At 43.7% G+C, this 21,952-nt stretch carries 36 protein-coding genes; 34 read left to right on the forward strand and 2 right to left on the reverse strand.

Annotated features, from left to right (window positions below; translation table 11 throughout):
- The first annotated feature begins 18 nt into the window (after positions 1 to 18).
- The 34 genes from rpsL (at position 19) to THICY_RS00785 (ending at position 20,409) form a co-directional block, all read left to right on the forward strand.
- Positions 19 to 396, forward strand: a complete 378-nt coding sequence (gene rpsL / locus THICY_RS00620; protein ID WP_013834681.1) for a 30S ribosomal protein S12 — start codon at positions 19 to 21, stop codon at positions 394 to 396.
- Between the two features lie 54 nt (positions 397 to 450).
- A complete protein-coding gene (rpsG, locus tag THICY_RS00625) occupies positions 451 to 924 on the forward strand; it encodes a 30S ribosomal protein S7 (protein WP_013834682.1) in 474 nt (157 codons plus the stop codon).
- A gap of 63 nt (positions 925 to 987) precedes the next feature.
- Positions 988 to 3,090: an elongation factor G gene (gene fusA, locus THICY_RS00630; protein ID WP_013834683.1), complete on the forward strand. Its 2,103-nt coding sequence runs from the start codon at positions 988 to 990 to the stop codon at positions 3,088 to 3,090.
- A 25-nt stretch (positions 3,091 to 3,115) separates the two neighbouring features.
- Positions 3,116 to 4,306 carry an elongation factor Tu gene (tuf, locus tag THICY_RS00635; protein ID WP_013834672.1) on the forward strand — a complete coding sequence of 397 codons (1,191 nt, stop codon included), beginning with the start codon at positions 3,116 to 3,118 and terminating at the stop codon, positions 4,304 to 4,306.
- Positions 4,307 to 4,407: 101 nt separating this feature from the next.
- Complete coding sequence (gene rpsJ / locus THICY_RS00640; RefSeq protein WP_006459612.1) at positions 4,408 to 4,719, forward strand: 30S ribosomal protein S10; 312 nt, start codon at positions 4,408 to 4,410, stop codon at positions 4,717 to 4,719.
- 57 nt (positions 4,720 to 4,776) lie between these two features.
- Positions 4,777 to 5,412: a 50S ribosomal protein L3 gene (rplC, locus tag THICY_RS00645; protein ID WP_013834684.1), complete on the forward strand. Its 636-nt coding sequence runs from the start codon at positions 4,777 to 4,779 to the stop codon at positions 5,410 to 5,412.
- 10 nt (positions 5,413 to 5,422) lie between these two features.
- Positions 5,423 to 6,043 (forward strand): 50S ribosomal protein L4, encoded by a 621-nt coding sequence (gene rplD / locus THICY_RS00650; protein WP_013834685.1) that lies wholly within the window; start codon positions 5,423 to 5,425, stop codon positions 6,041 to 6,043.
- Positions 6,040 to 6,336, forward strand: coding sequence for a 50S ribosomal protein L23 (rplW, locus tag THICY_RS00655; RefSeq protein ID WP_013834686.1), 297 nt, complete (start codon positions 6,040 to 6,042; stop codon positions 6,334 to 6,336). The genes rplD and rplW overlap by 4 nt, the downstream gene beginning before the upstream one ends.
- A 10-nt stretch (positions 6,337 to 6,346) precedes the next feature.
- On the forward strand, positions 6,347 to 7,177 hold the full coding sequence (gene rplB / locus THICY_RS00660; protein WP_013834687.1) for a 50S ribosomal protein L2: 831 nt from the start codon (positions 6,347 to 6,349) through the stop codon (positions 7,175 to 7,177).
- Between the two features lie 11 nt (positions 7,178 to 7,188).
- Positions 7,189 to 7,464 carry a 30S ribosomal protein S19 gene (rpsS, locus tag THICY_RS00665; protein WP_013834688.1) on the forward strand — a complete coding sequence of 92 codons (276 nt, stop codon included), beginning with the start codon at positions 7,189 to 7,191 and terminating at the stop codon, positions 7,462 to 7,464.
- A 12-nt stretch (positions 7,465 to 7,476) separates the two neighbouring features.
- Positions 7,477 to 7,809 carry a 50S ribosomal protein L22 gene (gene rplV / locus THICY_RS00670; RefSeq protein ID WP_013834689.1) on the forward strand — a complete coding sequence of 111 codons (333 nt, stop codon included), beginning with the start codon at positions 7,477 to 7,479 and terminating at the stop codon, positions 7,807 to 7,809.
- An 11-nt stretch (positions 7,810 to 7,820) separates the two neighbouring features.
- Positions 7,821 to 8,510: a 30S ribosomal protein S3 gene (rpsC, locus tag THICY_RS00675; RefSeq protein ID WP_013834690.1), complete on the forward strand. Its 690-nt coding sequence runs from the start codon at positions 7,821 to 7,823 to the stop codon at positions 8,508 to 8,510.
- Positions 8,511 to 8,523: 13 nt separating this feature from the next.
- Entirely contained in the window at positions 8,524 to 8,937 is a 414-nt protein-coding gene (gene rplP / locus THICY_RS00680) for a 50S ribosomal protein L16 (RefSeq protein WP_006459604.1), read from the forward strand.
- A 1-nt stretch (position 8,938) separates the two neighbouring features.
- Complete coding sequence (rpmC, locus tag THICY_RS00685; protein WP_013834691.1) at positions 8,939 to 9,130, forward strand: 50S ribosomal protein L29; 192 nt, start codon at positions 8,939 to 8,941, stop codon at positions 9,128 to 9,130.
- A 1-nt stretch (position 9,131) separates the two neighbouring features.
- Positions 9,132 to 9,395: a 30S ribosomal protein S17 gene (gene rpsQ, locus THICY_RS00690; RefSeq protein WP_013834692.1), complete on the forward strand. Its 264-nt coding sequence runs from the start codon at positions 9,132 to 9,134 to the stop codon at positions 9,393 to 9,395.
- 118 nt (positions 9,396 to 9,513) lie between these two features.
- Positions 9,514 to 9,882, forward strand: a complete 369-nt coding sequence (gene rplN / locus THICY_RS00695) for a 50S ribosomal protein L14 (protein ID WP_013834693.1) — start codon at positions 9,514 to 9,516, stop codon at positions 9,880 to 9,882.
- Positions 9,883 to 9,892: 10 nt separating this feature from the next.
- The gene (gene rplX, locus THICY_RS00700; protein ID WP_013834694.1) at positions 9,893 to 10,207 is read left to right on the forward strand and encodes a 50S ribosomal protein L24; all 315 of its coding nucleotides are present in this window, start codon (positions 9,893 to 9,895) and stop codon (positions 10,205 to 10,207) included.
- Between the two features lie 13 nt (positions 10,208 to 10,220).
- The gene (rplE, locus tag THICY_RS00705; protein ID WP_013834695.1) at positions 10,221 to 10,760 is read left to right on the forward strand and encodes a 50S ribosomal protein L5; all 540 of its coding nucleotides are present in this window, start codon (positions 10,221 to 10,223) and stop codon (positions 10,758 to 10,760) included.
- Between the two features lie 11 nt (positions 10,761 to 10,771).
- Positions 10,772 to 11,077, forward strand: coding sequence for a 30S ribosomal protein S14 (gene rpsN / locus THICY_RS00710; RefSeq protein WP_013834696.1), 306 nt, complete (start codon positions 10,772 to 10,774; stop codon positions 11,075 to 11,077).
- A gap of 9 nt (positions 11,078 to 11,086) precedes the next feature.
- The gene (rpsH, locus tag THICY_RS00715; RefSeq protein WP_013834697.1) at positions 11,087 to 11,482 is read left to right on the forward strand and encodes a 30S ribosomal protein S8; all 396 of its coding nucleotides are present in this window, start codon (positions 11,087 to 11,089) and stop codon (positions 11,480 to 11,482) included.
- Positions 11,483 to 11,493: 11 nt separating this feature from the next.
- The gene (rplF, locus tag THICY_RS00720) at positions 11,494 to 12,027 is read left to right on the forward strand and encodes a 50S ribosomal protein L6 (RefSeq protein ID WP_013834698.1); all 534 of its coding nucleotides are present in this window, start codon (positions 11,494 to 11,496) and stop codon (positions 12,025 to 12,027) included.
- A gap of 12 nt (positions 12,028 to 12,039) precedes the next feature.
- Positions 12,040 to 12,393 (forward strand): 50S ribosomal protein L18, encoded by a 354-nt coding sequence (gene rplR / locus THICY_RS00725; protein WP_013834699.1) that lies wholly within the window; start codon positions 12,040 to 12,042, stop codon positions 12,391 to 12,393.
- A 14-nt stretch (positions 12,394 to 12,407) separates the two neighbouring features.
- Positions 12,408 to 12,917 (forward strand): 30S ribosomal protein S5, encoded by a 510-nt coding sequence (gene rpsE, locus THICY_RS00730; RefSeq protein ID WP_013834700.1) that lies wholly within the window; start codon positions 12,408 to 12,410, stop codon positions 12,915 to 12,917.
- 1 nt (position 12,918) lies between these two features.
- On the forward strand, positions 12,919 to 13,107 hold the full coding sequence (gene rpmD, locus THICY_RS00735) for a 50S ribosomal protein L30 (protein WP_013834701.1): 189 nt from the start codon (positions 12,919 to 12,921) through the stop codon (positions 13,105 to 13,107).
- A gap of 1 nt (position 13,108) precedes the next feature.
- Positions 13,109 to 13,543: a 50S ribosomal protein L15 gene (rplO, locus tag THICY_RS00740; RefSeq protein WP_013834702.1), complete on the forward strand. Its 435-nt coding sequence runs from the start codon at positions 13,109 to 13,111 to the stop codon at positions 13,541 to 13,543.
- A gap of 3 nt (positions 13,544 to 13,546) precedes the next feature.
- Complete coding sequence (gene secY / locus THICY_RS00745) at positions 13,547 to 14,875, forward strand: preprotein translocase subunit SecY (RefSeq protein ID WP_013834703.1); 1,329 nt, start codon at positions 13,547 to 13,549, stop codon at positions 14,873 to 14,875.
- Between the two features lie 87 nt (positions 14,876 to 14,962).
- Entirely contained in the window at positions 14,963 to 15,319 is a 357-nt protein-coding gene (gene rpsM, locus THICY_RS00750) for a 30S ribosomal protein S13 (protein ID WP_013834704.1), read from the forward strand.
- An 18-nt stretch (positions 15,320 to 15,337) separates the two neighbouring features.
- Positions 15,338 to 15,727, forward strand: a complete 390-nt coding sequence (gene rpsK, locus THICY_RS00755) for a 30S ribosomal protein S11 (protein ID WP_006459589.1) — start codon at positions 15,338 to 15,340, stop codon at positions 15,725 to 15,727.
- 11 nt (positions 15,728 to 15,738) lie between these two features.
- On the forward strand, positions 15,739 to 16,359 hold the full coding sequence (gene rpsD, locus THICY_RS00760; protein WP_013834705.1) for a 30S ribosomal protein S4: 621 nt from the start codon (positions 15,739 to 15,741) through the stop codon (positions 16,357 to 16,359).
- 25 nt (positions 16,360 to 16,384) lie between these two features.
- Positions 16,385 to 17,371 (forward strand): DNA-directed RNA polymerase subunit alpha, encoded by a 987-nt coding sequence (locus THICY_RS00765; RefSeq protein ID WP_013834706.1) that lies wholly within the window; start codon positions 16,385 to 16,387, stop codon positions 17,369 to 17,371.
- Positions 17,372 to 17,389: 18 nt separating this feature from the next.
- On the forward strand, positions 17,390 to 17,785 hold the full coding sequence (gene rplQ / locus THICY_RS00770) for a 50S ribosomal protein L17 (RefSeq protein WP_013834707.1): 396 nt from the start codon (positions 17,390 to 17,392) through the stop codon (positions 17,783 to 17,785).
- A 50-nt stretch (positions 17,786 to 17,835) separates the two neighbouring features.
- Positions 17,836 to 18,588 carry a TatD family hydrolase gene (locus THICY_RS00775; RefSeq protein WP_013834708.1) on the forward strand — a complete coding sequence of 251 codons (753 nt, stop codon included), beginning with the start codon at positions 17,836 to 17,838 and terminating at the stop codon, positions 18,586 to 18,588.
- The gene (locus tag THICY_RS00780) at positions 18,575 to 19,306 is read left to right on the forward strand and encodes a tRNA threonylcarbamoyladenosine dehydratase (RefSeq protein ID WP_013834709.1); all 732 of its coding nucleotides are present in this window, start codon (positions 18,575 to 18,577) and stop codon (positions 19,304 to 19,306) included. Before THICY_RS00775 ends, THICY_RS00780 begins: the two co-directional genes overlap by 14 nt.
- Positions 19,306 to 20,409 carry a hypothetical protein gene (locus tag THICY_RS00785; RefSeq protein WP_013834710.1) on the forward strand — a complete coding sequence of 368 codons (1,104 nt, stop codon included), beginning with the start codon at positions 19,306 to 19,308 and terminating at the stop codon, positions 20,407 to 20,409. The genes THICY_RS00780 and THICY_RS00785 overlap by 1 nt, the downstream gene beginning before the upstream one ends.
- Positions 20,410 to 20,455: 46 nt before the next feature.
- Here the strand turns inward: THICY_RS00785 and lysA are convergent, their stop codons facing one another.
- Complete coding sequence (lysA, locus tag THICY_RS00790; RefSeq protein ID WP_013834711.1) at positions 20,456 to 21,715, reverse strand: diaminopimelate decarboxylase; 1,260 nt, start codon at positions 21,713 to 21,715, stop codon at positions 20,456 to 20,458.
- A 1-nt stretch (position 21,716) separates the two neighbouring features.
- Entirely contained in the window at positions 21,717 to 21,920 is a 204-nt protein-coding gene (gene lptM, locus THICY_RS00795) for an LPS translocon maturation chaperone LptM (protein ID WP_013834712.1), read from the reverse strand.
- Positions 21,921 to 21,952 lie beyond the last annotated feature (32 nt).

Below are 21,952 nucleotides of genomic sequence, written 5' to 3' on the forward strand. Positions count from 1 at the left end.
AATTTGGAGAAAGTTTTAATGGCTACAATTAACCAGTTGGTTCGTAAGCCGCGTAAAGACAAAGTAAAAAAATCGGCCGTTCCAGCGTTGGATGCATGTCCACAGCGTCGCGGTGTTTGTACGCGTGTTTATACCACTACCCCTAAAAAGCCTAACTCTGCCTTGCGTAAGGTTGCGCGTGTTCGTTTAACTAATGGTTTTGAAGTTACTTCATACATTGGTGGTGAGGGTCATAACCTTCAAGAACACTCGGTCATCCTGATTCGTGGTGGGCGTGTTAAGGATTTGCCTGGTGTACGTTATCATACAGTTCGTGGTGCACTTGACTGTGCAGGCGTTAATGAGCGTAAACAAGGTCGTTCTAAGTACGGTGCTAAGCGTCCAAAAGGTAAATAAGCCTTTTGACATACGCTAGCTAATTTTATTTCTTTAATACCGGAAGTGTGAAGAATGGCAAGAAGAAGAGAGATACCCAAACGTTTGGTTCTACCAGATCCAAAGTTTGGCGACGTAGTATTAACAAAATTTGTTAACATGATCATGTTCAGCGGCAAAAAAGCCGTGGCTGAAAAAATCGTATATGATGCATTGGATAAAGTTGTTGAGCGCCGCAAAGGTGGTGAGCATGCCTCTTTATTGCGCGAAGCGTTAGACAATGTTGGTCCAATGGTAGAAGTGAAGTCACGCCGTGTTGGTGGTGCTACCTACCAGGTACCTGTTGAGGTTCGTCCAGAGCGTAAAATGGCATTGTCCATGCGTTGGATCGTAGAAGCCGCACGTAAGCGTAACGAAAAAGGAATGATGCTTCGCCTAGCTGGCGAACTTGCAGACGCCATAGAAAATCGCGGTTCAGCAATCAAGAAAAAAGAAGATACCCATAGAATGGCTGAGGCCAATAAGGCTTTCTCTCATTTCCGTTGGTAATTCACTACAAGGGCCCTTGATGGGCCTTTGTTCTTTCAAACATCAAAGTAAAAGGTTAATAAAGTGGCACGTCAAACCCCTTTAGAGCGTTATCGTAACATTGGTATCATGGCTCACATTGACGCAGGTAAGACAACAACTACCGAGCGTATTCTTTTTTATACCGGTAAATCACATAAGATTGGCGAAGTGCACGATGGTGGTGCGACCATGGATTGGATGGCGCAAGAGCAAGAGCGTGGTATTACTATCACATCGGCTGCGACCACTTGTATGTGGGCCGGTATGGCGAAACAGTTCCAAGAGCATCGCATTAACGTTATCGATACGCCTGGACACGTTGACTTCACAATTGAAGTAGAGCGTTCACTGCGCGTATTAGACGGTGCAGTAACCACATTCTGTTCTGTTGGTGGTGTTCAGCCGCAGTCTGAAACAGTATGGCGTCAAGCTGATAAATATGGCGTGCCGCGTATGGGCTATGTCAACAAAATGGATCGTGCAGGTGCGAACTTCCTACGAGTTGTTGAGCAGATTAAAACTCGTTTAGGCGCTACACCAGTTGTTATGCAATTACCTATTGGTGCTGAAGATACTTTTAATGGTGTTGTTGATCTGATCAAAATGAAGGCCGTTATCTGGGATAAAGAAACTCAGGGTCTGAATTTTGAATATCAAGACATTCCTGCTGATATGGTAGCGGACTGTGAATCTTATCGTGAGCAAATGGTAGAGTCTGCCGCTGAAGCAAGCGAAGAGCTCATGGATGCCTACCTTGAATCTGGTGAGTTGACTGAAGAACAGATTAAGCAAGGTATTCGTGCACGTTGTATTAATAATGAAGTCATTCCAATGTTCTGTGGTTCGAGCTTTAAGAACATGGGTGTTCAGGCGCTGCTAGATGCTGTTATTGAATACTTCCCTTCGCCGCTAGATGTTCCGGCTATCGAGGGTGAGCTTGAAAGCGGTGATAAAGCAACGCGTGAATCCTCAGATGATGCACCATTTGCAGCACTTGCATTTAAAATGATGACAGATCCATATGTGGGAACTTTGACGTTCGTTCGTGTTTATTCGGGCGTGCTAAATTCAGGCGAAGCGGTTTATAACCCAGTCAAGAGTAAGAAAGAGCGTGCGGGCCGATTAATTCAAATGCATGCTAACACGCGTGAAGAAATTAAAGAATTGCGTGCTGGTGATATTGGCTGTGTTGTCGGTCTTAAGGATGTTACTACAGGTGACACTATTTGTGATCTTGCCAATATCATTACGCTTGAGCGTATGGAGTTTCCAGAGCCTGTTATCTCGATTGCTGTTGAGCCTAAGACCAAAGCCGACCAAGAAAAAATGGGTATTGCTTTGCAAAAACTGGCTTCAGAAGATCCATCATTCCGTGTTCGTACTGATGAAGAAACGGGTCAAACGATTATCTCTGGTATGGGTGAGCTTCATCTGGATATTATCGTAGATCGTATGAAACGTGAGTTTAACGTTGAAGCGAATGTGGGTGCTCCGCAAGTTTCTTATCGTGAAACAATTCGTCAGTCAGTTGAGGCTGATGGTAAGTTTGTTCGTCAGTCTGGTGGTCGTGGTCAGTATGGTCACGTGGTGCTTCGTATTGAGCCTCAAGAGCCAGGCGCGGGCTTCACTTTTGAAAATGCAATTGTTGGCGGTGTTGTTCCTCGTGAATACATTCCTGCTGTTGAGAAAGGCGCTAAAGAACAGCTGGAAAACGGTGTAATCGCAGGTTACCCAGTTGTGGATGTAAAGGTAACCGTTTTCGATGGTTCTTATCATGATGTTGACTCAAACGAAATGGCATTCAAGATCGCAGCATCTATGGGTGTGAAAAACGGCGTTGAAAAAGCACGTCCGGTCATTCTTGAGCCAATAATGGCTGTTGAAGTTATTACACCTGAGGAATACATGGGCGATGTTATGGGTGACCTTAACCGTCGTCGCGGTATGATTCAGGGCATGGAAGATACACCAACTGGTAAAGAGCTAAAAGCTGAAGTTCCGTTATCGGAAATGTTTGGTTATGCAACGAATGTTCGTTCTTTATCTCAGGGTCGTGCAAGTTATGCTATGACTTTCGCGAAATATGCAGAAGCACCTGCTTCAATCCAGGAAGAAATTATCGCGAAAGCGAAAAAAGGTTCTTAATCATTTAATATAGAAGGATTTTTAAATGGCAAAAGCAAAGTTTGAACGTACAAAGCCGCACGTTAACGTAGGAACGATTGGTCACGTTGACCATGGTAAAACGACATTAACAGCGGCATTGACCATTGTGCAGGGTAAGAAGTTTGGTGGTGATGTCAAAGGTTACGACCAGATTGACAATGCACCGGAAGAAAAAGCACGTGGTATTACCATTTCAACAGCACACGTTGAGTATGAGTCCGAGTCGCGCCACTATGCGCACGTTGACTGCCCAGGGCATGCTGACTATGTTAAAAACATGATCACGGGTGCGGCGCAGATGGACGGTGCCATTCTTGTATGTTCGGCTGCTGATGGCCCCATGCCACAAACCCGTGAGCACATTTTGTTATCACGTCAGGTGGGTGTACCTTACATCGTTGTGTTCCTAAACAAGGCGGACATGGTTGATGATGAAGAGTTGCTAGAATTGGTTGAAATGGAAGTACGTGAGTTGTTGTCAGACTATGACTTCCCAGGTGATGATACGCCGGTCATTAAAGGTTCGGCCTTGAAGGCTATTGAAGGTGACCAGTCTGAGATTGGTGAGCCAGCAATCGGTCGTTTGATCGAAGCGTTAGATACCTACATTCCAACACCAGAGCGTGATACGGATAAGCCGTTTTTGATGCCAGTAGAAGACGTATTCTCGATTCAGGGTCGTGGTACGGTTGTAACCGGTCGTATTGAGACAGGTGTTGTTAAAGTAGGCGAAACGGTTGAGATCGTAGGTATCCGTGATACCGTAAGCACTACTGTAACCGGTGTTGAAATGTTCCGTAAGTTACTAGATCAAGGTGAAGCGGGCGATAACGTGGGTGTACTACTACGTGGTACTAAGCGTGAAGACGTTGAGCGTGGTCAAGTGTTGAGTCATGTTGGCAAGATTAATCCACATACTCAGTTTGAATCAGAAGTGTATGTATTGTCGAAAGAAGAAGGTGGTCGTCATACGCCATTCTTCAATGGCTACCGTCCCCAGTTTTACTTCCGTACTACGGACGTAACCGGTGCGTGTGAATTACCATCAGGTGTTGAAATGGTTATGCCAGGAGATAACATCCAGATGACAATCACCTTGATCAACCCAATTGCGATGGACGAAGGTTTACGCTTCGCGATTCGTGAAGGTGGTCGTACGGTTGGTGCGGGTGTTGTTTCTAAGATTTTGAAGTAATCAGTGTTGATTATTTAAGAATTTAAGTTTATAATCCGCAACCTTATTAGCAGTAGGCTTAGCCTGCTGCTTTTATTTTTTCTATAAAGCGAGAAGTGGTTATGGCAACTCAAAATATTCGTATTCGCTTAAAAGCATTTGATCATCGTCTAATTGATCAATCCGCTAAAGAGATTACAGAGACGGCTAAGCGTACTGGTGCTCAAGTTAAGGGCCCAATTCCAATGCCAACACGCAAAGAGCGTTTTACTGTGCTGGTTTCACCACATGTAAATAAAGATGCGCGTGATCAATATGAGCTTCGTACTCATAAAAGAATGCTAGATATCGTTGATCCAACTGACAAAACCGTTGATGCACTCATGAAGCTAGACCTAGCTGCTGGTGTTGATGTGCAGTTGGAATTGCGTTAATTAGCGATAGAAGCCATCAATCGTAATGGTGGATTGCAATAATAAGAGGTAATTTTGATGAGTATTGGTGTCGTTGGAAAAAAGATTGGCATGACACGCATCTTCAATGAAGAGGGTGTTTCAGTGCCAGTAACAGTTGTAGAGGTTGCGCCTAATCGTGTAACGCAACTTAAGACGCTGGAAACAGATGGCTATTGTGCTGTGCAGGTAACTGCTGGAACAAAACACGCTGGTCGCGTTAACAAGCCTGTTGCGGGACATTTTGCCAAGGCAGGCGTTGAGGCTGGTGATGGTTTGTGGGAATTTCGTGTAACAGGCGAAGAGCTAAGTTCTTTTGAGCTAGGTTCTGAAGTTACTGTTGCACAATTCGCAGAAACCCCGGTTGTGGATGTTATTGGTAAAACAAAAGGTAAAGGCTTCCAAGGTGGCGTAAAGCGTCACAACTTTAGAACTCAGGATGCGACGCATGGTAACTCATTGTCTCATCGTGTATTAGGTTCTATTGGTCAAAACCAAACCCCTGGGCGTGTTTTTAAAGGCAAGAAAATGGCTGGTCATTTAGGTGACGTGCGTCAAACTACCCTTAATTTAGACCTGGTAAAAGTAGATGTTGAAAATAATCTGCTTTTAATCAAGGGTGCTGTTCCTGGAGCCAAGGGCGGAACAGTTATCGTGCGCAAAGCAATTAAGTAAGGTGGGCGCTATGGAATTAAAAATGATTGAGTTAGCGACAGGAAACCAAAAAGGTTCAGTTGGAGTGTCAGATGCTGTATTTGGCGTTGACTTCAATGAAACATTGGTTCACCAAGTTGTCGTAGCCTATATGGCGGGTGCCCGTTCAGGGACTAAGAAACAAAAAACACGCTCTGAAGTTCGTGGTGGTGGAATTAAACCATGGCGTCAAAAGGGTACAGGCCGTGCGCGTGCAGGTACTATCCGTAGCCCACTGTGGGTCGGTGGTGGTCGTGCATTTCCTGGTCAAAACAGAGACTTTAGTCAGAAAGTAAATAAGAAAATGTATCGTGGTGCGATGAAATCAATTTTGTCTGAACTGAGCCGTAACGGTCGTTTAATTGTTGTAGATGACTTTAAAGTTGAAGCACCAAAAACACGTGAATTCAAAGCCAAGTTGGCAATGTTGGGTGTGAGTGATGCATTAGTTGTTACCGAAGCGTTTGATGAATATCTATATTTGTCATCACGAAACTTGTATCAGGCTGATGTATGTGACGTTGCGTCTATTGATCCATTAAGTTTAGTTGGATTTAAAAACGTCGTTATGACTCAGGGTGCTATCAAGCAGTTAGAGGAGAAGTACGCATGAGTAAAGAGCGTCTATTAAAAGTTTTGCTAGCGCCGCATGTGTCTGAAAAAAGCGCTTTGATGGCAGATAGCAAGTCACAATACGTTTTCAAGGTAGCACCTGACGCCACTAAGGTCGAAGTTAAGCAAGCTGTAGAAAGTCTTTTCAAAGTTCAGGTTGAGTGTGTCAACGTGTTGAACGTGAAGGGCAAACGCAAAATGTTTAAAGGTCGTCCAGGTACACGCAATGGTGTTCGTAAAGCCATTGTTAAGTTGACCGCTGGTCAAGAAATCGACTTTGTAGCGGGTGAATAAGGAGTAATTTATGGCGATTATTAAGAAATCAAAACCTACTTCTCCTGGACGTCGTTTCGTAGTAAGTATCGTTGAGCCTGGTCTTCACAAGGGTGATCCATATGCTCCGTTACTAGAGAAGAAAAGTAAAAAAGGTGGCCGTAACAACAACGGACGTATTACTGTGCGTCATGTTGGTGGCGGTCACAAGCGTCATTATCGCTTAGTTGATTTTAAGCGTTCTAAAGATGGCATTCCAGCAGTTGTTGAGCGTTTAGAATATGACCCGAACCGTACTGCAAACATCGCTTTAATTAGATATGCCGATGGTGAGCGTGCTTATATACTCGCACCGCGCAACCTAAAAGCAGGTGATAGCGTTGAATCCGGTTCAGGTGTAAGTATTAAGGTAGGTAATACTTTGCCACTGCGTAATATTCCAGTCGGTACTGTAGTTCATGCGTTGGAGATGCGTCCTGGAAAAGGTGCTCAAATTGCTCGTAGTGCTGGTGCATCTGTCCAAATTGCTGGTAAGGAAGGCGCCTATGTATTAGTTAAGCTTCGTTCTGGTGAGATGCGCAAGATTCATATTGATTGCAGGGCGACTATTGGTGAAGTTGGAAATACAGAGCATAATTTGCGTAAGCTTGGAAAAGCTGGTGCAAAAAGATGGCGTGGCGTTCGTCCTACCGTTCGTGGTGTGGCTATGAACCCTGTTGACCATCCGCACGGTGGTGGTGAAGGCCGTACTTCTGGTGGTCGTCATCCTGTTACACCATGGGGTGTTCCAACTAAGGGCAAGAAAACTCGTAGCAACAAACGTACAGACAATATGATTGTACGTCGTCGCAATAGTAAATAAGGAAGGACATAATGCCACGTTCAGTTAAAAAAGGACCTTTTGTAGATCATCACTTAGCAAAAAAAGTGATTGAGGCGCAAGAATCTGGTAGTAAACGTCCAATTAAAACCTGGTCAAGACGTTCAATGATTTTGCCGGATATGATTGGATTAACCATTGCCGTTCATAATGGCAAAGAGCACATCCCAGTTTTCGTTTCAGAAAACATGGTTGGTCATAAACTAGGTGAGTTTTCAATGACTCGTACCTACCGTGGCCATGCTGCTGATAAGAAAGCTAAGCGATAGGGGAGAGAAAAGATGCAAGTTAGTGCAACACATAAATTCGCTCGTATTTCTCCACAGAAAGCTCGTTTAGTAGCAGATCTTATTCGTGGTAAGAGTGTAGAGTCAGCCGTTAGTATTCTTGCGTTTAGCGACAAGAAGGCTGCTGATTTGATGAAAAAAATATTGAACTCTGCTATTGCTAATGCAGAGAATAATAATGGCGCCGATGTTGATGAGTTAAAAGTAACGGCTGTGTTCGTGGACGAGGGTCCATTGATGAAGCGTATGCGTGCTCGTGCTAAGGGTCGTGGTAACCGGATCGTGAAGCGAATGAGTCATATCACTGTTACAGTTGGCGAAAAATAAGGAGAGCCATTATGGGTCAAAAAGTACATCCCGTTGGTATCCGCCTTGGCATTACGAAAGATTGGAATGCTCGTTGGTATGCGGATAGCAAAAATTATTCTGATTTTTTAGTGAGTGATATTGAGATTCGAAAGGAACTTAACGAAAAGCTAAAAAATGCATCAGTTAGCAAAATTCATATTGAGCGCGTAGCGAATGGGATTCGTGTAACCGTTCATACTGCGCGTCCAGGTATTGTTATTGGTAAGAAGGGCGAAGATATTGAGAAGTTAAAGGCTGATCTCGTTAAGAAAACAGGCATGCCAGTAAATATCAATATTGAAGAAGTTAAAAAGCCTGAGTTGGATGCAAAGCTTGTTGCTGAAAGCATTGCTCAGCAACTTGAGAAGCGTATTCAGTTTCGCCGTGCCATGAAGCGCGCTGTTGGTAATGCTATGCGTCTTGGTGCCCAAGGCATTAAGGTCGCTGTTGCAGGCCGTTTAAATGGTGCCGAAATCGCCCGTACCGAGTGGTATCGTGAAGGTCGCGTACCATTACATACTTTCCGTGCTGATATCGACTATTCAACATTTGAAGCGGATACAACTTACGGTAAATTAGGTGTTAAGGTTTGGATTTTCCACGGTGAAAAACTTGGCAAAATGTCTTTAGCTGCTAATGACAATCAAAAACAACCTAAAGCCAAGAAAGGCCGTAAATAAAAGGATTTAGACCATGTTAATGCCTAAGCGTACTAAATTTAGAAAAGTTCAAAAGGGACGTAACCGTGGTTTGGCTCTAGCTGGTAGTAAGGTCAGTTTTGGTGAGTTTGGCCTGAAAGCTGTAGAGCGCGGTCGTTTAACTTCACGTCAAATTGAATCTGCCCGTAGAGCAATGACACGTCATATTAAGCGTGGCGGTAAGATTTGGATTCGTGTGTTCCCAGACAAGCCAATTACTAGCAAGCCTCTCGAGGTTCGTATGGGTAAGGGTAAGGGTAGCGTTGAATACTGGGTTGCACAAATCCAACCAGGTCGTGTCCTTTATGAAGTTCAAGGTGTGAATGAAAGCCTAGCGCGTGAAGCGTTTAGTTTAGCTGCTGCTAAGCTACCTTTCAAAACACAGTTTGTAATTAGAACGGTGATGTAAGATGACTAGTAATGAACTAAGAGAAAAAAGTGCTGAAGATTTAAATACCGAATTGCATGCATTATTGAAGGAGCAATTTAACCTAAGAATGCAGCAAGCAACAGGTCAATTAGCAAGCACGGCTCAGCTTAAGTCGGTAAGACGTTCAATTGCTCGTGTAAAAACCATCATTCGTGAAAAAGTGAGTGTATAATATGAGCACTGAAAATGTAAAAGCTAGAACTCGTGCAGGTGTTGTTGTTAGCAATTCAATGGATAGTTCCATCGTGGTGTTAACTGAGCGCTATGAAAAGCACGCTAAGTATAAGAAATACGTTAAGAAGTCTACTAAGATCATGGCGCATGATGCTGGTAATCAGTGTCAAGTGGGTGATAAGGTGACGATTCAAGAATGTCGCCCTTTGTCTAAGCGTAAGTCATGGACACTTGTAGAAGTTAACGAAAAAGCTAAAATCTAAAAACTGATTTTTGTTTTTTCACCGCTGATGTAACTAAGCCAAATGGAACTAGTTACGCAGCGGTTTTTGTGTTATCATTAATTATTTGGCTGATTTATAGCAAATTTGGAGTGCCGCTATGATTCAAATGCAAACTATTTTAGAAGTTGCAGACAACAGTGGTGCAAAGCGTGTGCAATGTATCAAAGTGTTGGGCGGCTCTAAGCGCCGTTATGCAAGTGTTGGGGATGTTATTAAGGTTTCAATTAAAGAAGCTGCACCCCGTGGAAAAGTTAAGAAGGGCGATGTTTACAACGCCGTTGTTGTTAGAACTGCAAAAGGCGTTCGTCGTCAAGATGGTTCTTTAATTCGTTTTGATGATAACGCTGCTGTTATTCTTAATAGCAAGCAGGAGCCCATTGGAACACGTATTTTTGGACCAGTGACACGCGAACTGCGTACAGAGAAGTTTATGAAAATTGTTTCTTTGGCGCCAGAAGTGTTGTAAGGGGAAAAGAATGAATCGTTTGAAAAAAGGTGATGAAGTTGTTGTCATCACAGGTAAAGATAAGGGTAAAAAGGGCACAGTTTCAAGAATTGTCTCTGCTGAAAAAGTTTTAGTTGATGGTATTAATCTTGTAAAGAAGCATACCAAGGCTAATCCAATGACGGGTGCTCAAGGTGGTATCGTAACTAAGGAAATGCCTATTCACGTTTCAAATGTTGCTTTGGTCAACCCTGAAACACAAAAGGCTGATCGTGTAGGTTTTCGTGTTGAGAATGATGTGAAAATTCGATATTTCAAGTCAACAAATAAAGCGGTTGACGCTTAATTGGATTGGTGAAATGGCAAGATTAAAACAAGTTTATAAAGAACAAGTTGTTCCTAAGTTAGTAGAGCAATTTGGTTATAAGTCAGTGATGCAAGCGCCAAAGATTTCAAAGATTACTTTGAACATGGGTGTTGGTGCTGCATTAGCTGATAAAAAGATTTTAGATAATGCTTTAGCTGATATGGAAGCCATTGCGGGCCAGAAGCCGGTAAAAACTTTAGCGCGTAAGTCTGTTGCTGCATTTAAGGTTCGTCAAGGTTGGCCGATTGGTTGTAAGGTAACTTTGCGTGGCGAAAGAATGTATGAGTTTCTTGATCGATTGATCAATATTTCTTTACCGCGTGTTCGTGATTTCCGTGGTGTTAGCGCCAAGTCATTTGATGGTCGTGGTAACTATACTATGGGCATTAAAGAGCAGATTATTTTCCCTGAAATTGAATTTGAAAAGGTTGATATGATGCGTGGTTTGGATATTAATATCGCTACAACTGCGCAAACTGATGCTGAAGCTAAAGCTTTGCTAGAAGCTTTTAATTTCCCATTTAAGAAATAAAAGGAATTGAAATGGCAAAGACTTCAATGAAAATGCGTGAAGAAAAACGTGCAAAGACTGTTGCTAAATATGCCGAGAAGCGTAGTGAGTTAAAAGCTAAATCTGTGGACATGACTCTCTCTTACGAGGAGCGTATGGAAGCAATGGATAAGTTAGCGCGCCTTCCGCGCAATGCTTCTCCGGTAAGGCAGCAACGTCGTTGTAAGCTAACTGGTAGACCGCATGCGGTTTATAAGAAGTTTGGTTTATCACGTAACATGCTTCGTCTATATGCAATGCAGGGCGACGTACCTGGTTTAAGAAAAGCTAGCTGGTAGGATTTATTTATGAGTATGTCAGATCCAATTGCCGATATGTTAACGCGTATCAGAAACGGCCAAATGGCAGGTCACAAGAATGTCAGTATGCCGTCTTCAAAATTGAAAGCATCAGTTGCTAAATTGTTAGCTGATGAAGGTTATATTGAAAAGTTTGATGTTAAGGATCTAAATGGTAAAGCTACGCTTTCCTTAGACCTTAAATATTATCAGGGTCAGCCTGTTATTGAATTACTTAAACGTGTAAGTCGTCCTGGTCTTCGAGTCTACAAGAACAAAGACGAGTTACCAAAAGTTATTGGTGGTTTAGGTGTGGCTGTTGTTTCAACTTCAAAAGGCATTATGTCTGATCGTCAGGCTCGCGAAGCGGGTGTTGGTGGTGAGATCATCTGCTTTGTGGCTTAAGGAGAGTAGTTATGTCTAGAGTAGCAAAAGCTCCAATCACTCTGCCTGCAGGTGTCGAAATAAAAGTTGAAGATAAAATGGTCTCAGTTAAAGGAGCTAAGGGCTTTGTAACAGGACCTTTAAACAAGTCAGTGAGCATCACCAATGAAAATGGTATTTTGACCTTTTCGCCTAAGGGAAATGCGATTGATGGCTGGGCGCAGGCTGGTACTGCCCGTTCATTAGTTAACAACATGATTACTGGTGTCACGCAAGGTTTTGAAAAACGCTTACAGCTTGTTGGTGTTGGTTACCGTGCACAGGTGCAAGGAAATGTTATTAATCTAACACTGGGCTTCTCACATCCTGTCAGCCATCAACTGCCTGAAGGTATTACTGCTGAAACGCCAAGTCAAACTGAAATTGTTGTCCGTGGCGCGGATAAGCAGGTTGTTGGTCAGGTTGCGGCGCAAATACGTGGCTATCGTCCACCAGAGCCATATAAGGGCAAGGGTGTTAAGTATGCTGATGAACGTATTTTGCGTAAAGAAGCTAAGAAGAAATAAGGTTGGTTAATCATGGATAGTAAACAAGCAAGACTTCGTCGTGCAAAGAAGACCCGTGCTAAGATTAGTGAATTGAATATGCCTCGTTTATGTGTAAATCGTACACCACGCCATATTTATGTTCAGTTGATTGCGGCTGATGGCGCCACTGTTATAGCTTCTAGCTCAACCGTTCAGGCAGAAGTTAAAAGTACAGTTAAATATTCCGGTAATAAGACCGCTGCTGAAATCGTTGGAAAATCGATTGCTGAAAAAGCAAAAGCAGCTGGTGTGACCAAAGTAGCCTTTGATCGTTCCGGTTTCAAATACCATGGTCGTGTGCAAGTCTTAGCAGATGCTGCACGTGCTAATGGTTTAGAGTTTTAAGATAAGGGTTGATTATGTCTTCACAAGAATTGCAAGATGGTCAAGACGGCTTAATCGAAAAATTAGTTTCAGTTCGTCGTGTTGCTAAGGTGGTTAAGGGTGGTCGTGTGTTTTCTTTCTCTGCACTTACAGTTGTAGGTGACGGTGAAGGTCGCATTGGTTTTGGAAGTGGTAAAGCAAGTGAAGTGCCAGTTGCAATTAAAAAGGCAATGGAACAGGCTCGCCGTAATATGCGTAATGTTCACCTAACTAACGGCACCCTTGAGTATCCTATTAGTTTTGAACAAGGTGCGGCTAAGATTGTTATGTTGCCTGCCTCAGAAGGTACTGGTGTTATTGCCGGTGGTAGTATGCGTTCGGTGCTTGAGGCTGCAGGCGTTAAGAATGTATTGGCAAAATGTATTGGTACAACTCGTCCAGTAAACGTTGTTCGCGCAACTGTTAATGCCCTTACGTCCATGCATTCACCTGATTTCATTGCTGCTAAACGTGGCAAGTCAGTTAACGAGATTGTAGGTGGTTAAAATGGCAGCACAGAAAAAACTTAATGTTACTTTAGTTAAAAGTACTATTGGTCGTTTACCAAACCATATTGCCTGTGTTAAGGGGCTGGGTTTGCGTAGATTGCATCATACAGTTTCAGTTATTGATACACCTGAAAATCGTGGCATGATCAATAAAGTTTCTTATTTATTAAAAGTAGAGGAAGCCTAAGATGTTTTTAAATACATTAGCGCCTTCTGAAGGAACCAAGCGTCCACGTAAACGTGTCGGTCGTGGTCAAGGTTCTGGACTTGGTAAGATGGGTGGCCGTGGTCATAAGGGCCAAAAGTCACGCTCAGGGGGATTTCATAAGGTTGGTTTTGAAGGTGGTCAAATGCCAATTCAACGCCGATTGCCTAAAGTGGGATTCACGTCTATGAAGGCAAGAATCACTGCAGAAATTCGCCTAGATGCTCTTAATCGTCTTGATGCAACTGAAATTGACTTGGCTGTGCTAAAAGCCGCTGACTTAATTGCAGAGAAAATCCGCTTTGTTAAAGTGGTAAATTCTGGCGAAATTACACGTGCTGTTAAATTAAACGGTATTAAAGTAACAGAATCAGCTAAGCAAGCTATTATTGCTGCTGGTGGAAGTGTTGAAGCATAATTTATGAATAGTCCTGCAATAGCTCAATCTGGAAGTTCTTCACAAGGTTGGGGTGATTTAAAGGCTCGTTTATTATTTGTTTTGGGTGCCCTAATCGTTTTTCGATTGGGTACTCATATACCTGTTCCATCTATTGATCCAATTGCATTAGCCGCAATGTTTGAGCAGCAAAGAGGCACTATCCTGGACATGTTCAACATGTTCTCAGGTGGCGCACTCGAGCGTCTGTCCATTCTTGCGCTTGGTATTATGCCCTATATTTCTGCGGCAATTATCATGCAGCTTCTTACCGCTGTTTCGCCAACACTTGAACAACTCAAGAAAGAGGGTGAAGCTGGGCGTCGGAAAATTACACAGTATACTCGTTACGGAACTGTGGTACTTGCTACCTTCCAGGCGATTGGCGTTTCGATTGCGTTGCAAGCGCAAAATATTAATGGCATGCCTGTTGTTGTAAACCCTGGTCCGTTATTTATGGTAACTGCTGTAATAACTCTGGTAAGTGGAACAATCTTTTTGATGTGGCTTGGCGAACAAATAACGGAGCGTGGTATTGGTAATGGTATTTCATTGATTATCTTTGCCGGTATTGTTGCTGGATTGCCTTCAGCGCTTGGTGGCACACTTGAACAAGTACATACAGGTGCATTGCATGCGATAACAGTAATAATTTTGTTGTTATTGGTTGCAGGAGTTACCGCATTTGTAGTTTTTGTAGAACGCGGCCAACGTAGAATTCCTGTGCAATATGCTCAGCGCATGCGTGGTCGTAAGTTGTATGGTGGGCAAGAGGGTCATCTACCTCTTAAACTCAACATGGCAGGTGTAATACCACCTATTTTTGCCTCGAGTATTATTTTATTCCCGGCATCACTAGGCGGGTGGTTTGGATCATCTGACAATATGAGTTGGCTTAAGGATATTGCAACAACACTTGCTCCAGGGCAGCCGTTGTACGTTATTCTTTATGCGCTTGCTATTATGTTTTTCTGTTTCTTTTATACAGCCATTGTCTTTAACCCAAAAGACACAGCTGATAATTTAAGAAAGTCTGGTGCTTTTTTGCCAGGTATTAGACCCGGACCTCAAACAGCAAGATATATTGATTCGATTATGGGTCGATTAACCCTTGCTGGCGCCGTGTATATAACCGCAGTGTGTTTATTACCTGAGTTTCTAATACTCTATTGGAATGTTCCTTTCTACTTCGGAGGAACGTCCCTGTTGATTATAGTTATTGTCGTCATGGATTTCATGACGCAGATACAATCTCAGTTAATGTCCGGTCAATATGAAAGCATGATGAAAAAGGCCAATTTAAAAGGACGATAAATAGTATTTATTTATTGACTAGTTTTTAAACGCGAAAACGTGTATAATCGCCCGTTTTCGTAAAACAGAATTTTAGGGAGCGTCAATATGGCACGTATTGCCGGCGTAAATTTACCGTTAAACAAGCATATTGTTATCGGTTTAAGATCAATTTATGGCATTGGCCAGACAACTGCGCAAGCACTTTGTGTGTCTGCAAAAATTGATCCTACGACAAAAATCAGAGATATGTCGGAAGATCAATTGGAATCATTGCGTGTTGAAATCGCGAAGTATAAGATCGAGGGCGATTTACGTCGTCAGGTCTCAATGAACATTAAGCGTTTAATGGATATGGGTTGTTACCGTGGTATTCGCCATCGTCGCAGCCTGCCACTACGTGGTCAGCGCACAAAAACAAATGCGCGTACTCGTAAGGGTCCAAAAAAACCTATTAAAAGATAAGCATAGCTGAGATTAATTATGGCAAAAGCAAATACACGTGCAAAAAAGAAAGTTAAGCAGGTCGTCAATGATGCCGTTGCGCATGTTCACGCTTCTTTCAACAATACTATTGTAACGATCACTGACCGTCAAGGTAATGCTCTTTGCTGGGCAACAGCCGGTGGCAGTGGATTCCGTGGTTCTCGTAAAAGTACTCCTTTTGCGGCACAGGTTGCTGCAGAACGTGCCGGTCAAATGGCGCATGAGTACGGCGTTAAAAACATGGATGTCATGGTTAAGGGCCCAGGTCCAGGTCGTGATTCAGCGGTTCGTGGTTTAAATAGTGCTGGATTTAAAATTACATCGATTTCTGATGTGACGCCGATTCCTCATAATGGTTGTCGTCCATCTAAGAAACGTCGTGTTTAAGGAATAATTTCATGGCAAGATATATTGGTCCAAAGTGTAAATTAGCGCGTCGCGAAGGAACAGATTTGTTCTTAAAAAGTGGTGCTCGTAGCATTGATTCAAAATGTAAAATTGATCAGGCTCCTGGGCAGCATGGTGCGCGTCGTGCCCGTGTAACTGAATATGGTACCCAGTTGCGTGAGAAACAAAAAGTTCGTCGTATTTACGGTGTCCTTGAAAAGAAATTCCGTCTTTATTACAAGGAAGCTGATCGTCGGAAAGGGTCTACAGGTGTGAACCTGTTGCAGATTCTTGAGAGTCGTTTGGACAACGTTGTATACCGTATGGGTTTTGCAGCAACTCGTGCTGAAGCACGTCAACTTGTATCTCATAAGGCAATTCAAGTGAACGGCCAAACAGTTAACATTCCTTCATTTGAAGTGTCTGCTGGTGATGTGGTTGCTGTTCGAGAAAAATCGCGTAACCAAACACGTATTGCTCAAGCACTTGAGTTGTCTGCAAAAATGGGTCAAGCATCATGGCTAGAAGTTGATGCAAAAGCTTTTCAAGGTACGTTTAAATCCGTACCAGATCGCAGCGATCTCTCTTCTGATATTTCAGAAAACCTGATTGTAGAGCTTTATTCTAAGTAATAGAAAATTTTGGAGATAACTCCTGATGCAAGAGATGTTAGAACAATTGTTAACCCCACGTCTTGTTGACATCAAAAGAATCAGTTCAACGCATAGTCGTGTGACATTAGAGCCACTGGAACGTGGTTTTGGTCATACGCTAGGCAATGCACTAAGGCGTATTTTGTTATCGTCTATGCCCGGCGCTGCAATTACTGAGGTACAAATTGATGGTGTGCTGCATGAATATTCTACTATTGAGGGTGTTCGTGAAGACGTTTTAGAAATTTTACTGAACTTAAAAGAGGTCTCAGTAAAGTTGAATGCACGTCAGTCTAGTGAAATGTCTTTATCAGTAACTGGACCTTCGGTGGTTCGTGCAAAAGATATTGCAACAGATCATGATACTGAGATTTGTAATCCCGATTTGGTTATTGCCCACCTTGGTGAGGGCGCTAAATTAGTAATGACCTTAAAAGTTGAAAAGGGTATTGGCTATACGGCAGCTACTCAAAATGAGCAGGCGGCTGGTACGGTAGGTTTCCTTCGTCTTGATGCAAGTTTCAGTCCTGTTCATACAGTAAGTTATTCGGTTGAAAATGCACGTGTTGAGCAACGTACTGACCTAGACAAGCTGATTTTAGATGTTGTTACTAACGGTACACTAGATCCAGAGGATGCTATTAAGCAGGCTGCAACGGTATTACACTACCAGCTGAATGCGTTTGTTGACCTTAAGCATCAAGAAGTGGAAGCTCCGCAGGAAGAAGAAAATGATTACGATCCTATCTTCTTACAGCCTGTTGACGACCTTGAACTTACAGTTCGTTCAGCCAACTGTTTAAAAGCAGAACAAATTTACTACATTGGTGATTTGGTGCAGCGTACTGAAGGGCATTTATTAAAAACACCTAACCTAGGTAAAAAGTCATTGCAGGAGATCAAAGATGTCCTTGCACAGCGTGGCTTAGGTTTGGGTACTAAATTAGACAATTGGCCACCATCAAGTTTGGTGGGTAAAGAGTCAGCGTAATTTTAGAAGGAAGCTATTATGCGTCATCGTAAGAGTGGTCGTAAATTAAATCGCAATAGCTCGCACCGTAAGGCAATGTTTAAGAACATGTCTGCCTCGTTAATTGAGCACGAAGTGATCAAAACAACGGTAGCGAAAGCAAAGGAATTGCGTAGTGTTGCAGAACCTTTAATTACCTTAGCAAAAGAAGATAGCGTACATAATCGTCGTCTAGCCTTTGCGCGTTTAGGTAGTAAAGCTGCTGTTGGTAAATTATTTACTGATCTTGGTGTTCGTTACCAAGGCCGTCCAGGTGGATACATTCGCATTTTAAAATGCGGTTACCGTGCTGGCGATAATGCCCCAATGGCAATTGTAGAGCTAGTTGATCGTCCAGTAGTGGACGCAACACCTGTTCCTGCAAGCGCAGAGTGATCAAAAGCCGGCGTAAGCCGGTTTTTTTATACCCAAGCCCCAATGCTTCTATGCTTCTGTTCGACAGTCATGCCCATCTTGATAGTCAGGATTATCCCTATAAACCTTCTTTAACTGATGTTGTTGCAGTTTCTGTTGATCTGGCATCATCACGAAGCAATGTTGATATCAAATCGAACTATCCATCTCTAACCATTCATTCGTTTGTTGGTATTCATCCATGGTTTATCTCAAAAGGGTATCAGGCTGATCTTGAGTGCTTGGCAGAGTTCGTCAGTTATACTGGTACAAAAATAGCGGGTATTGGTGAAATTGGTTTAGATTATTACCGAAACGCAGATAATAAATTAGATCAGCAGACCTGCTTGGACTTTCAGTTGCAATTAGCTTCACTACACAGGCTGCCAGTATCCTTGCATTGCGTGAAAGCCTTTAATGACCTTTACAACACGCTTAGGGGTTTTGATATAAAGGGGGTTGTTCACAGCATGCCACTTATGCCTGTTGAAGCAAAACGATTTTATCAATTAGGATTCTTGCTGGGTTTAAATCCGCGTATTCTGCAATCATCTCACGATAAGCGTCATGCTTTTTACTCTCAGCTACCACTGACAGCTTGGGTGATTGAGTCTGATTTCCCAAATTTGTCATCATCGAATCTCTGTATTGACCCGGTCTTAGGTATGATTGCATTAATCAAGGATTTGGCCCATGCCTATGGAATAAGTGATGAAGCTGTTGCACAACAAATTTATAATACAACCAAACAGTTTGTAACGAGAAATATTGATGAATTTAAATGACCCACTTTTTGAACGTAGTTTGTTAGTGTTTGATGAACAGACTTTGTTAGATTTATCTAATGCTCGTATTTTAGTGGCCGGTGTCGGAGGTGTTGGTGGCTTTGTTGCGGAGGCTCTAGCCAGAGCGGGTGCACAGCATTTGACTTTAGTGGATCATGATCGGGTTTCACTATCTAATAAGAATCGTCAAATTGTTGCGTTGGATAACACAATTGGCCAACTGAAGGTGTCGGTTATGGCGGAACGTATTGCTCAAATTAATCCTAATTGCCAAGTAGATTGTCGCGCTGAATTTTTTGCCCCTGAGGTGATGGCGTCATTAGTTGCTGAGTTTGACGTGGTCATTGATGCGATTGACAGCCTAAATTGTAAGGTAGCCTTGGTTGCAGAGGCGGTTCGCCAGCAAAAACGGGTTTTTTCAAGCATGGGGGCTGGGCGTCGCATTGATCCAAGTCAGATTAGAGTTACCGATATTAGTAAAACACACACCTGTGGACTGGCTCGAGTCATGCGTCAGCGTTTACGTAAGCTGGGTATCAAAAAGGGGGTTCCAGTGGTGTTTTCAACCGAACTACCTAAAGAACCTGGCCCTATGGAAGAGATTGCCAATGCACGGGGTCGTGTGGTCAATGGAACGGCGAGTTATATGCCTGGTATTTTTGGCTTAATCCTAGCAGGCTTGGTTATTAATGCCTTTGTTAGTAAAGAGCATGTCTAATGGATGCTCGTCTGCGAACTTGGTTAAATCGACATTTGATTGAAGATGATATCGGTCGCATTCTTTTACCCTATAGCCGGCTTGATCCTCGTCGGCATGATCTCATCATACCCAGTTGGGATGAGATGCTAACTGACCAGCAGCCGATTCCCAATTATCCCCCGAAGTTGCAGTTGCTGGATTGGTCGCAACACAGTCGTTTGCAACATTGGTTGCAGGCAATTCCGAATTGGATTCGTGAAAGTGTGGCCTTGTTTGATACACATCAGTTGCGTTTGCTGCATTATGCCGCTCGCTATCCACAGCTGTTAGAATTATTAGATCAAGCACCTGTACTTGCTTGGAAGCTAGTGGCGATGCCGGGCAGTGAAGCAGAGCGTGTGGCTTTATTACACGGCAAGCGTGCCGATCTGATGAGTCTATTTGGTGTGTCGGCGCAACAGGACGGGGTAAAATTTCTACGTCGTTTAAGGTTGCGTCAAGTATCCCCGCCCATTTTGGCTCAAATTGATACGTGTTTGTTGGATAGCCAGCGTTTAGCAGGCCTGGTGCAATTGCCACGGGTCAACTCAATGGCACTCGCCTTAGCCGCGCGTTTTCCGGCCTTGATTGGTTCACGTTTACATCGCACCTTAGCACAATTGCCTTGTCGCCCCATGCAGTGTCAGGCGATGATTGCCCTTCTGGATGATGCCTACCGTTTGGCGGCTGGGTTAGGGGTTTCGAGCGCTGAAGCAATTGGGGACTGTCGTTATTTGACGGATGTTGAGTCCTTATATCGGACTTGGTTGCATCAGAGTTGGTCATTATTGAATGCTAGTGAATTGCTATTAACCGCTGAGCCTCAGCGTTTGCAGTATCTGGCGGATTATGTTGCGTTAAGTCGGATGCAATACCAGGCCTGGTGGTATGACTTTGAACAGCCAAGTCGGCAACTTTGGGCGTGGTTGGATGGCGATGAGCCGGTTGGTGTATTGGTGGAGCAGTCGGACTCTTGTTATCGCATCGTAAAAATGCGTCAAGGAGCAAACCAACTCCCCTCGGCGAATGTTATCGCCCAAGTGGAGATATGGTTGGTCGGCTTGAATCACCAGGATTTGTAAGGTAGGAATAGTTGACTCAACCATTGTTGTTTTCGTCATCATAATCTCATTTCTTATGAATAATCAATTGCTCTTTGCCCATTAAATCGTCATAAGTTTCGCGTGGGCGGACTAACCAGGCCTGGTTATTTTGCACCATCACCTCGGCCGCACGCGGGCGGGTATTGTAATTCGAGCTCATGGTAAAGCCATAGGCGCCGGCCGACATCACCGCTAATAAATCACCCGCCGCAAGATTCAGCCGACGATTCTTGCCTAAAAAATCACCCGTTTCGCAAACGGGACCCACAATATCCCATTCGAGCGCCTTGTCGGCCGCTCTTGGTTTAACGGGAATAATGTCTTGATAGGCTTGATATAAAGCGGGGCGAATCAGGTCATTCATCGCCGCGTCAATAATCGCAAAATTTTTGTGTTCGGTCGGTTTGAGGTATTCAACTTCGGTTACCAAGATACCCGCATTACCAGCAATGGCTCGACCGGGTTCAATAATCACTTCGATACTAGGGTCGTTGAGTTCGGTTAAAAGTGCCGCCAAATAATCACCAATCGCCGGAGGGTTTTGGTCGGTATAGCGAATCCCCAAACCGCCGCCTAAATCCAAATGGTGAATCGCAATACCCATTGCCGCCAGCTCAGCTTTCAATTCTAAGACTTTTTTCAGCGCATCAACAAACGGGGCAATTTCGGTTAATTGGGAGCCGATATGACAATCAATTCCAATCACTTTGATGTTTGGCAAACCGGCGGCTTGTTGGTAAAGTTCTGGCGCGGTCACAATATCCACCCCAAATTTGTTTTCCTTTAGCCCTGTTGAAATATACGGATGCGTTTTGGCATCGACATTCGGGTTGACCCGAATCGAAATCGGCGCGATTTTGTCCATCCGCTCGGCAACCGATTGAATCCGGGCCAATTCGGCATGGGACTCAATATTAAAACAGCGAATACCAACCGCCAGCGCGCGTTCAATTTCGACTTCTCTTTTAGCGACCCCTGAAAACACCACTTTGTTTGCTTCACCGCCGGCGCGCAATACGCGCTCTAATTCACCTTGCGACACAATATCAAAACCGGAACCGAGTTTTGCCAATACCTGCAATACCGCTAAGTTGGAGTTGGTTTTAACCGCATAGCAAACCAGATGTGGTTGGTTGCCAAAGGCTTGGTCGAATGCCAGCCAGCGGCTCTCAAGCTCGGAGCGTGAATAGACATACAGTGGCGTGCCATAGGTGCTAGCCAGTTCGCTAACAGCGATATCTTCAGCAAATAATTGGTTGTTTTGGTAGTGAAACATCTCGCTCATGCTAGGTTCTCGGCTGGTAAGGTTGGATGGAAGCGGGAGGCGCCATGCTGATCTGTTGCGCTGGTGTCGGCACTAGAGTCGGCTTTAGCGTTGACGCTAGCGTCGCAGTTTCTGGCAGGCTTAATGGACCCTTCTTACCACAACCGGTTAACCAGACTGCGGTGATTAGCAGGCCTGCTGTGACGCCTAATGATTTTAAAGACATGTGCAGCCTCTCGCGCTAGGGGTTAAAATGGC

This window comes from Thiomicrospira cyclica ALM1 (assembly GCF_000214825.1).
GTDB classification, from domain to species: Bacteria; Pseudomonadota; Gammaproteobacteria; order Thiomicrospirales; family Thiomicrospiraceae; genus Thiomicrospira; species Thiomicrospira cyclica.

What these genes read in the sequence shown, in the direction of transcription:
- rpsL (WP_013834681.1), top strand. Translation starts at nt 19, where the DNA reads ATGGCTACAATTAACCAGTTGGTTCGTAAGCCGCGTAAAGACAAAGTA.
- rpsG (WP_013834682.1), top strand. Translation starts at nt 451, where the DNA reads ATGGCAAGAAGAAGAGAGATACCCAAACGTTTGGTTCTACCAGATCCA.
- tuf (WP_013834672.1), top strand. Translation starts at nt 3,116, where the DNA reads ATGGCAAAAGCAAAGTTTGAACGTACAAAGCCGCACGTTAACGTAGGA.
- rpsJ (WP_006459612.1), top strand. Translation starts at nt 4,408, where the DNA reads ATGGCAACTCAAAATATTCGTATTCGCTTAAAAGCATTTGATCATCGT.
- rplC (WP_013834684.1), top strand. Translation starts at nt 4,777, where the DNA reads ATGAGTATTGGTGTCGTTGGAAAAAAGATTGGCATGACACGCATCTTC.
- rplD (WP_013834685.1), top strand. Translation starts at nt 5,423, where the DNA reads ATGGAATTAAAAATGATTGAGTTAGCGACAGGAAACCAAAAAGGTTCA.
- rplW (WP_013834686.1), top strand. Translation starts at nt 6,040, where the DNA reads ATGAGTAAAGAGCGTCTATTAAAAGTTTTGCTAGCGCCGCATGTGTCT.
- rplB (WP_013834687.1), top strand. Translation starts at nt 6,347, where the DNA reads ATGGCGATTATTAAGAAATCAAAACCTACTTCTCCTGGACGTCGTTTC.
- rpsS (WP_013834688.1), top strand. Translation starts at nt 7,189, where the DNA reads ATGCCACGTTCAGTTAAAAAAGGACCTTTTGTAGATCATCACTTAGCA.
- rplV (WP_013834689.1), top strand. Translation starts at nt 7,477, where the DNA reads ATGCAAGTTAGTGCAACACATAAATTCGCTCGTATTTCTCCACAGAAA.
- rpsC (WP_013834690.1), top strand. Translation starts at nt 7,821, where the DNA reads ATGGGTCAAAAAGTACATCCCGTTGGTATCCGCCTTGGCATTACGAAA.
- rplP (WP_006459604.1), top strand. Translation starts at nt 8,524, where the DNA reads ATGTTAATGCCTAAGCGTACTAAATTTAGAAAAGTTCAAAAGGGACGT.
- rpmC (WP_013834691.1), top strand. Translation starts at nt 8,939, where the DNA reads ATGACTAGTAATGAACTAAGAGAAAAAAGTGCTGAAGATTTAAATACC.
- rpsQ (WP_013834692.1), top strand. Translation starts at nt 9,132, where the DNA reads ATGAGCACTGAAAATGTAAAAGCTAGAACTCGTGCAGGTGTTGTTGTT.
- rplN (WP_013834693.1), top strand. Translation starts at nt 9,514, where the DNA reads ATGATTCAAATGCAAACTATTTTAGAAGTTGCAGACAACAGTGGTGCA.
- rplX (WP_013834694.1), top strand. Translation starts at nt 9,893, where the DNA reads ATGAATCGTTTGAAAAAAGGTGATGAAGTTGTTGTCATCACAGGTAAA.
- rplE (WP_013834695.1), top strand. Translation starts at nt 10,221, where the DNA reads ATGGCAAGATTAAAACAAGTTTATAAAGAACAAGTTGTTCCTAAGTTA.
- rpsN (WP_013834696.1), top strand. Translation starts at nt 10,772, where the DNA reads ATGGCAAAGACTTCAATGAAAATGCGTGAAGAAAAACGTGCAAAGACT.
- rpsH (WP_013834697.1), top strand. Translation starts at nt 11,087, where the DNA reads ATGAGTATGTCAGATCCAATTGCCGATATGTTAACGCGTATCAGAAAC.
- rplF (WP_013834698.1), top strand. Translation starts at nt 11,494, where the DNA reads ATGTCTAGAGTAGCAAAAGCTCCAATCACTCTGCCTGCAGGTGTCGAA.
- rplR (WP_013834699.1), top strand. Translation starts at nt 12,040, where the DNA reads ATGGATAGTAAACAAGCAAGACTTCGTCGTGCAAAGAAGACCCGTGCT.
- rpsE (WP_013834700.1), top strand. Translation starts at nt 12,408, where the DNA reads ATGTCTTCACAAGAATTGCAAGATGGTCAAGACGGCTTAATCGAAAAA.
- rpmD (WP_013834701.1), top strand. Translation starts at nt 12,919, where the DNA reads ATGGCAGCACAGAAAAAACTTAATGTTACTTTAGTTAAAAGTACTATT.
- rplO (WP_013834702.1), top strand. Translation starts at nt 13,109, where the DNA reads ATGTTTTTAAATACATTAGCGCCTTCTGAAGGAACCAAGCGTCCACGT.
- secY (WP_013834703.1), top strand. Translation starts at nt 13,547, where the DNA reads ATGAATAGTCCTGCAATAGCTCAATCTGGAAGTTCTTCACAAGGTTGG.
- rpsM (WP_013834704.1), top strand. Translation starts at nt 14,963, where the DNA reads ATGGCACGTATTGCCGGCGTAAATTTACCGTTAAACAAGCATATTGTT.
- rpsK (WP_006459589.1), top strand. Translation starts at nt 15,338, where the DNA reads ATGGCAAAAGCAAATACACGTGCAAAAAAGAAAGTTAAGCAGGTCGTC.
- rpsD (WP_013834705.1), top strand. Translation starts at nt 15,739, where the DNA reads ATGGCAAGATATATTGGTCCAAAGTGTAAATTAGCGCGTCGCGAAGGA.
- THICY_RS00765 (WP_013834706.1), top strand. Translation starts at nt 16,385, where the DNA reads ATGCAAGAGATGTTAGAACAATTGTTAACCCCACGTCTTGTTGACATC.
- rplQ (WP_013834707.1), top strand. Translation starts at nt 17,390, where the DNA reads ATGCGTCATCGTAAGAGTGGTCGTAAATTAAATCGCAATAGCTCGCAC.
- THICY_RS00775 (WP_013834708.1), top strand. Translation starts at nt 17,836, where the DNA reads ATGCTTCTGTTCGACAGTCATGCCCATCTTGATAGTCAGGATTATCCC.
- THICY_RS00780 (WP_013834709.1), top strand. Translation starts at nt 18,575, where the DNA reads ATGAATTTAAATGACCCACTTTTTGAACGTAGTTTGTTAGTGTTTGAT.
- THICY_RS00785 (WP_013834710.1), top strand. Translation starts at nt 19,306, where the DNA reads ATGGATGCTCGTCTGCGAACTTGGTTAAATCGACATTTGATTGAAGAT.
- lysA (WP_013834711.1), bottom strand. Translation starts at nt 21,715, where the DNA reads ATGAGCGAGATGTTTCACTACCAAAACAACCAATTATTTGCTGAAGAT.
- lptM (WP_013834712.1), bottom strand. Translation starts at nt 21,920, where the DNA reads ATGTCTTTAAAATCATTAGGCGTCACAGCAGGCCTGCTAATCACCGCA.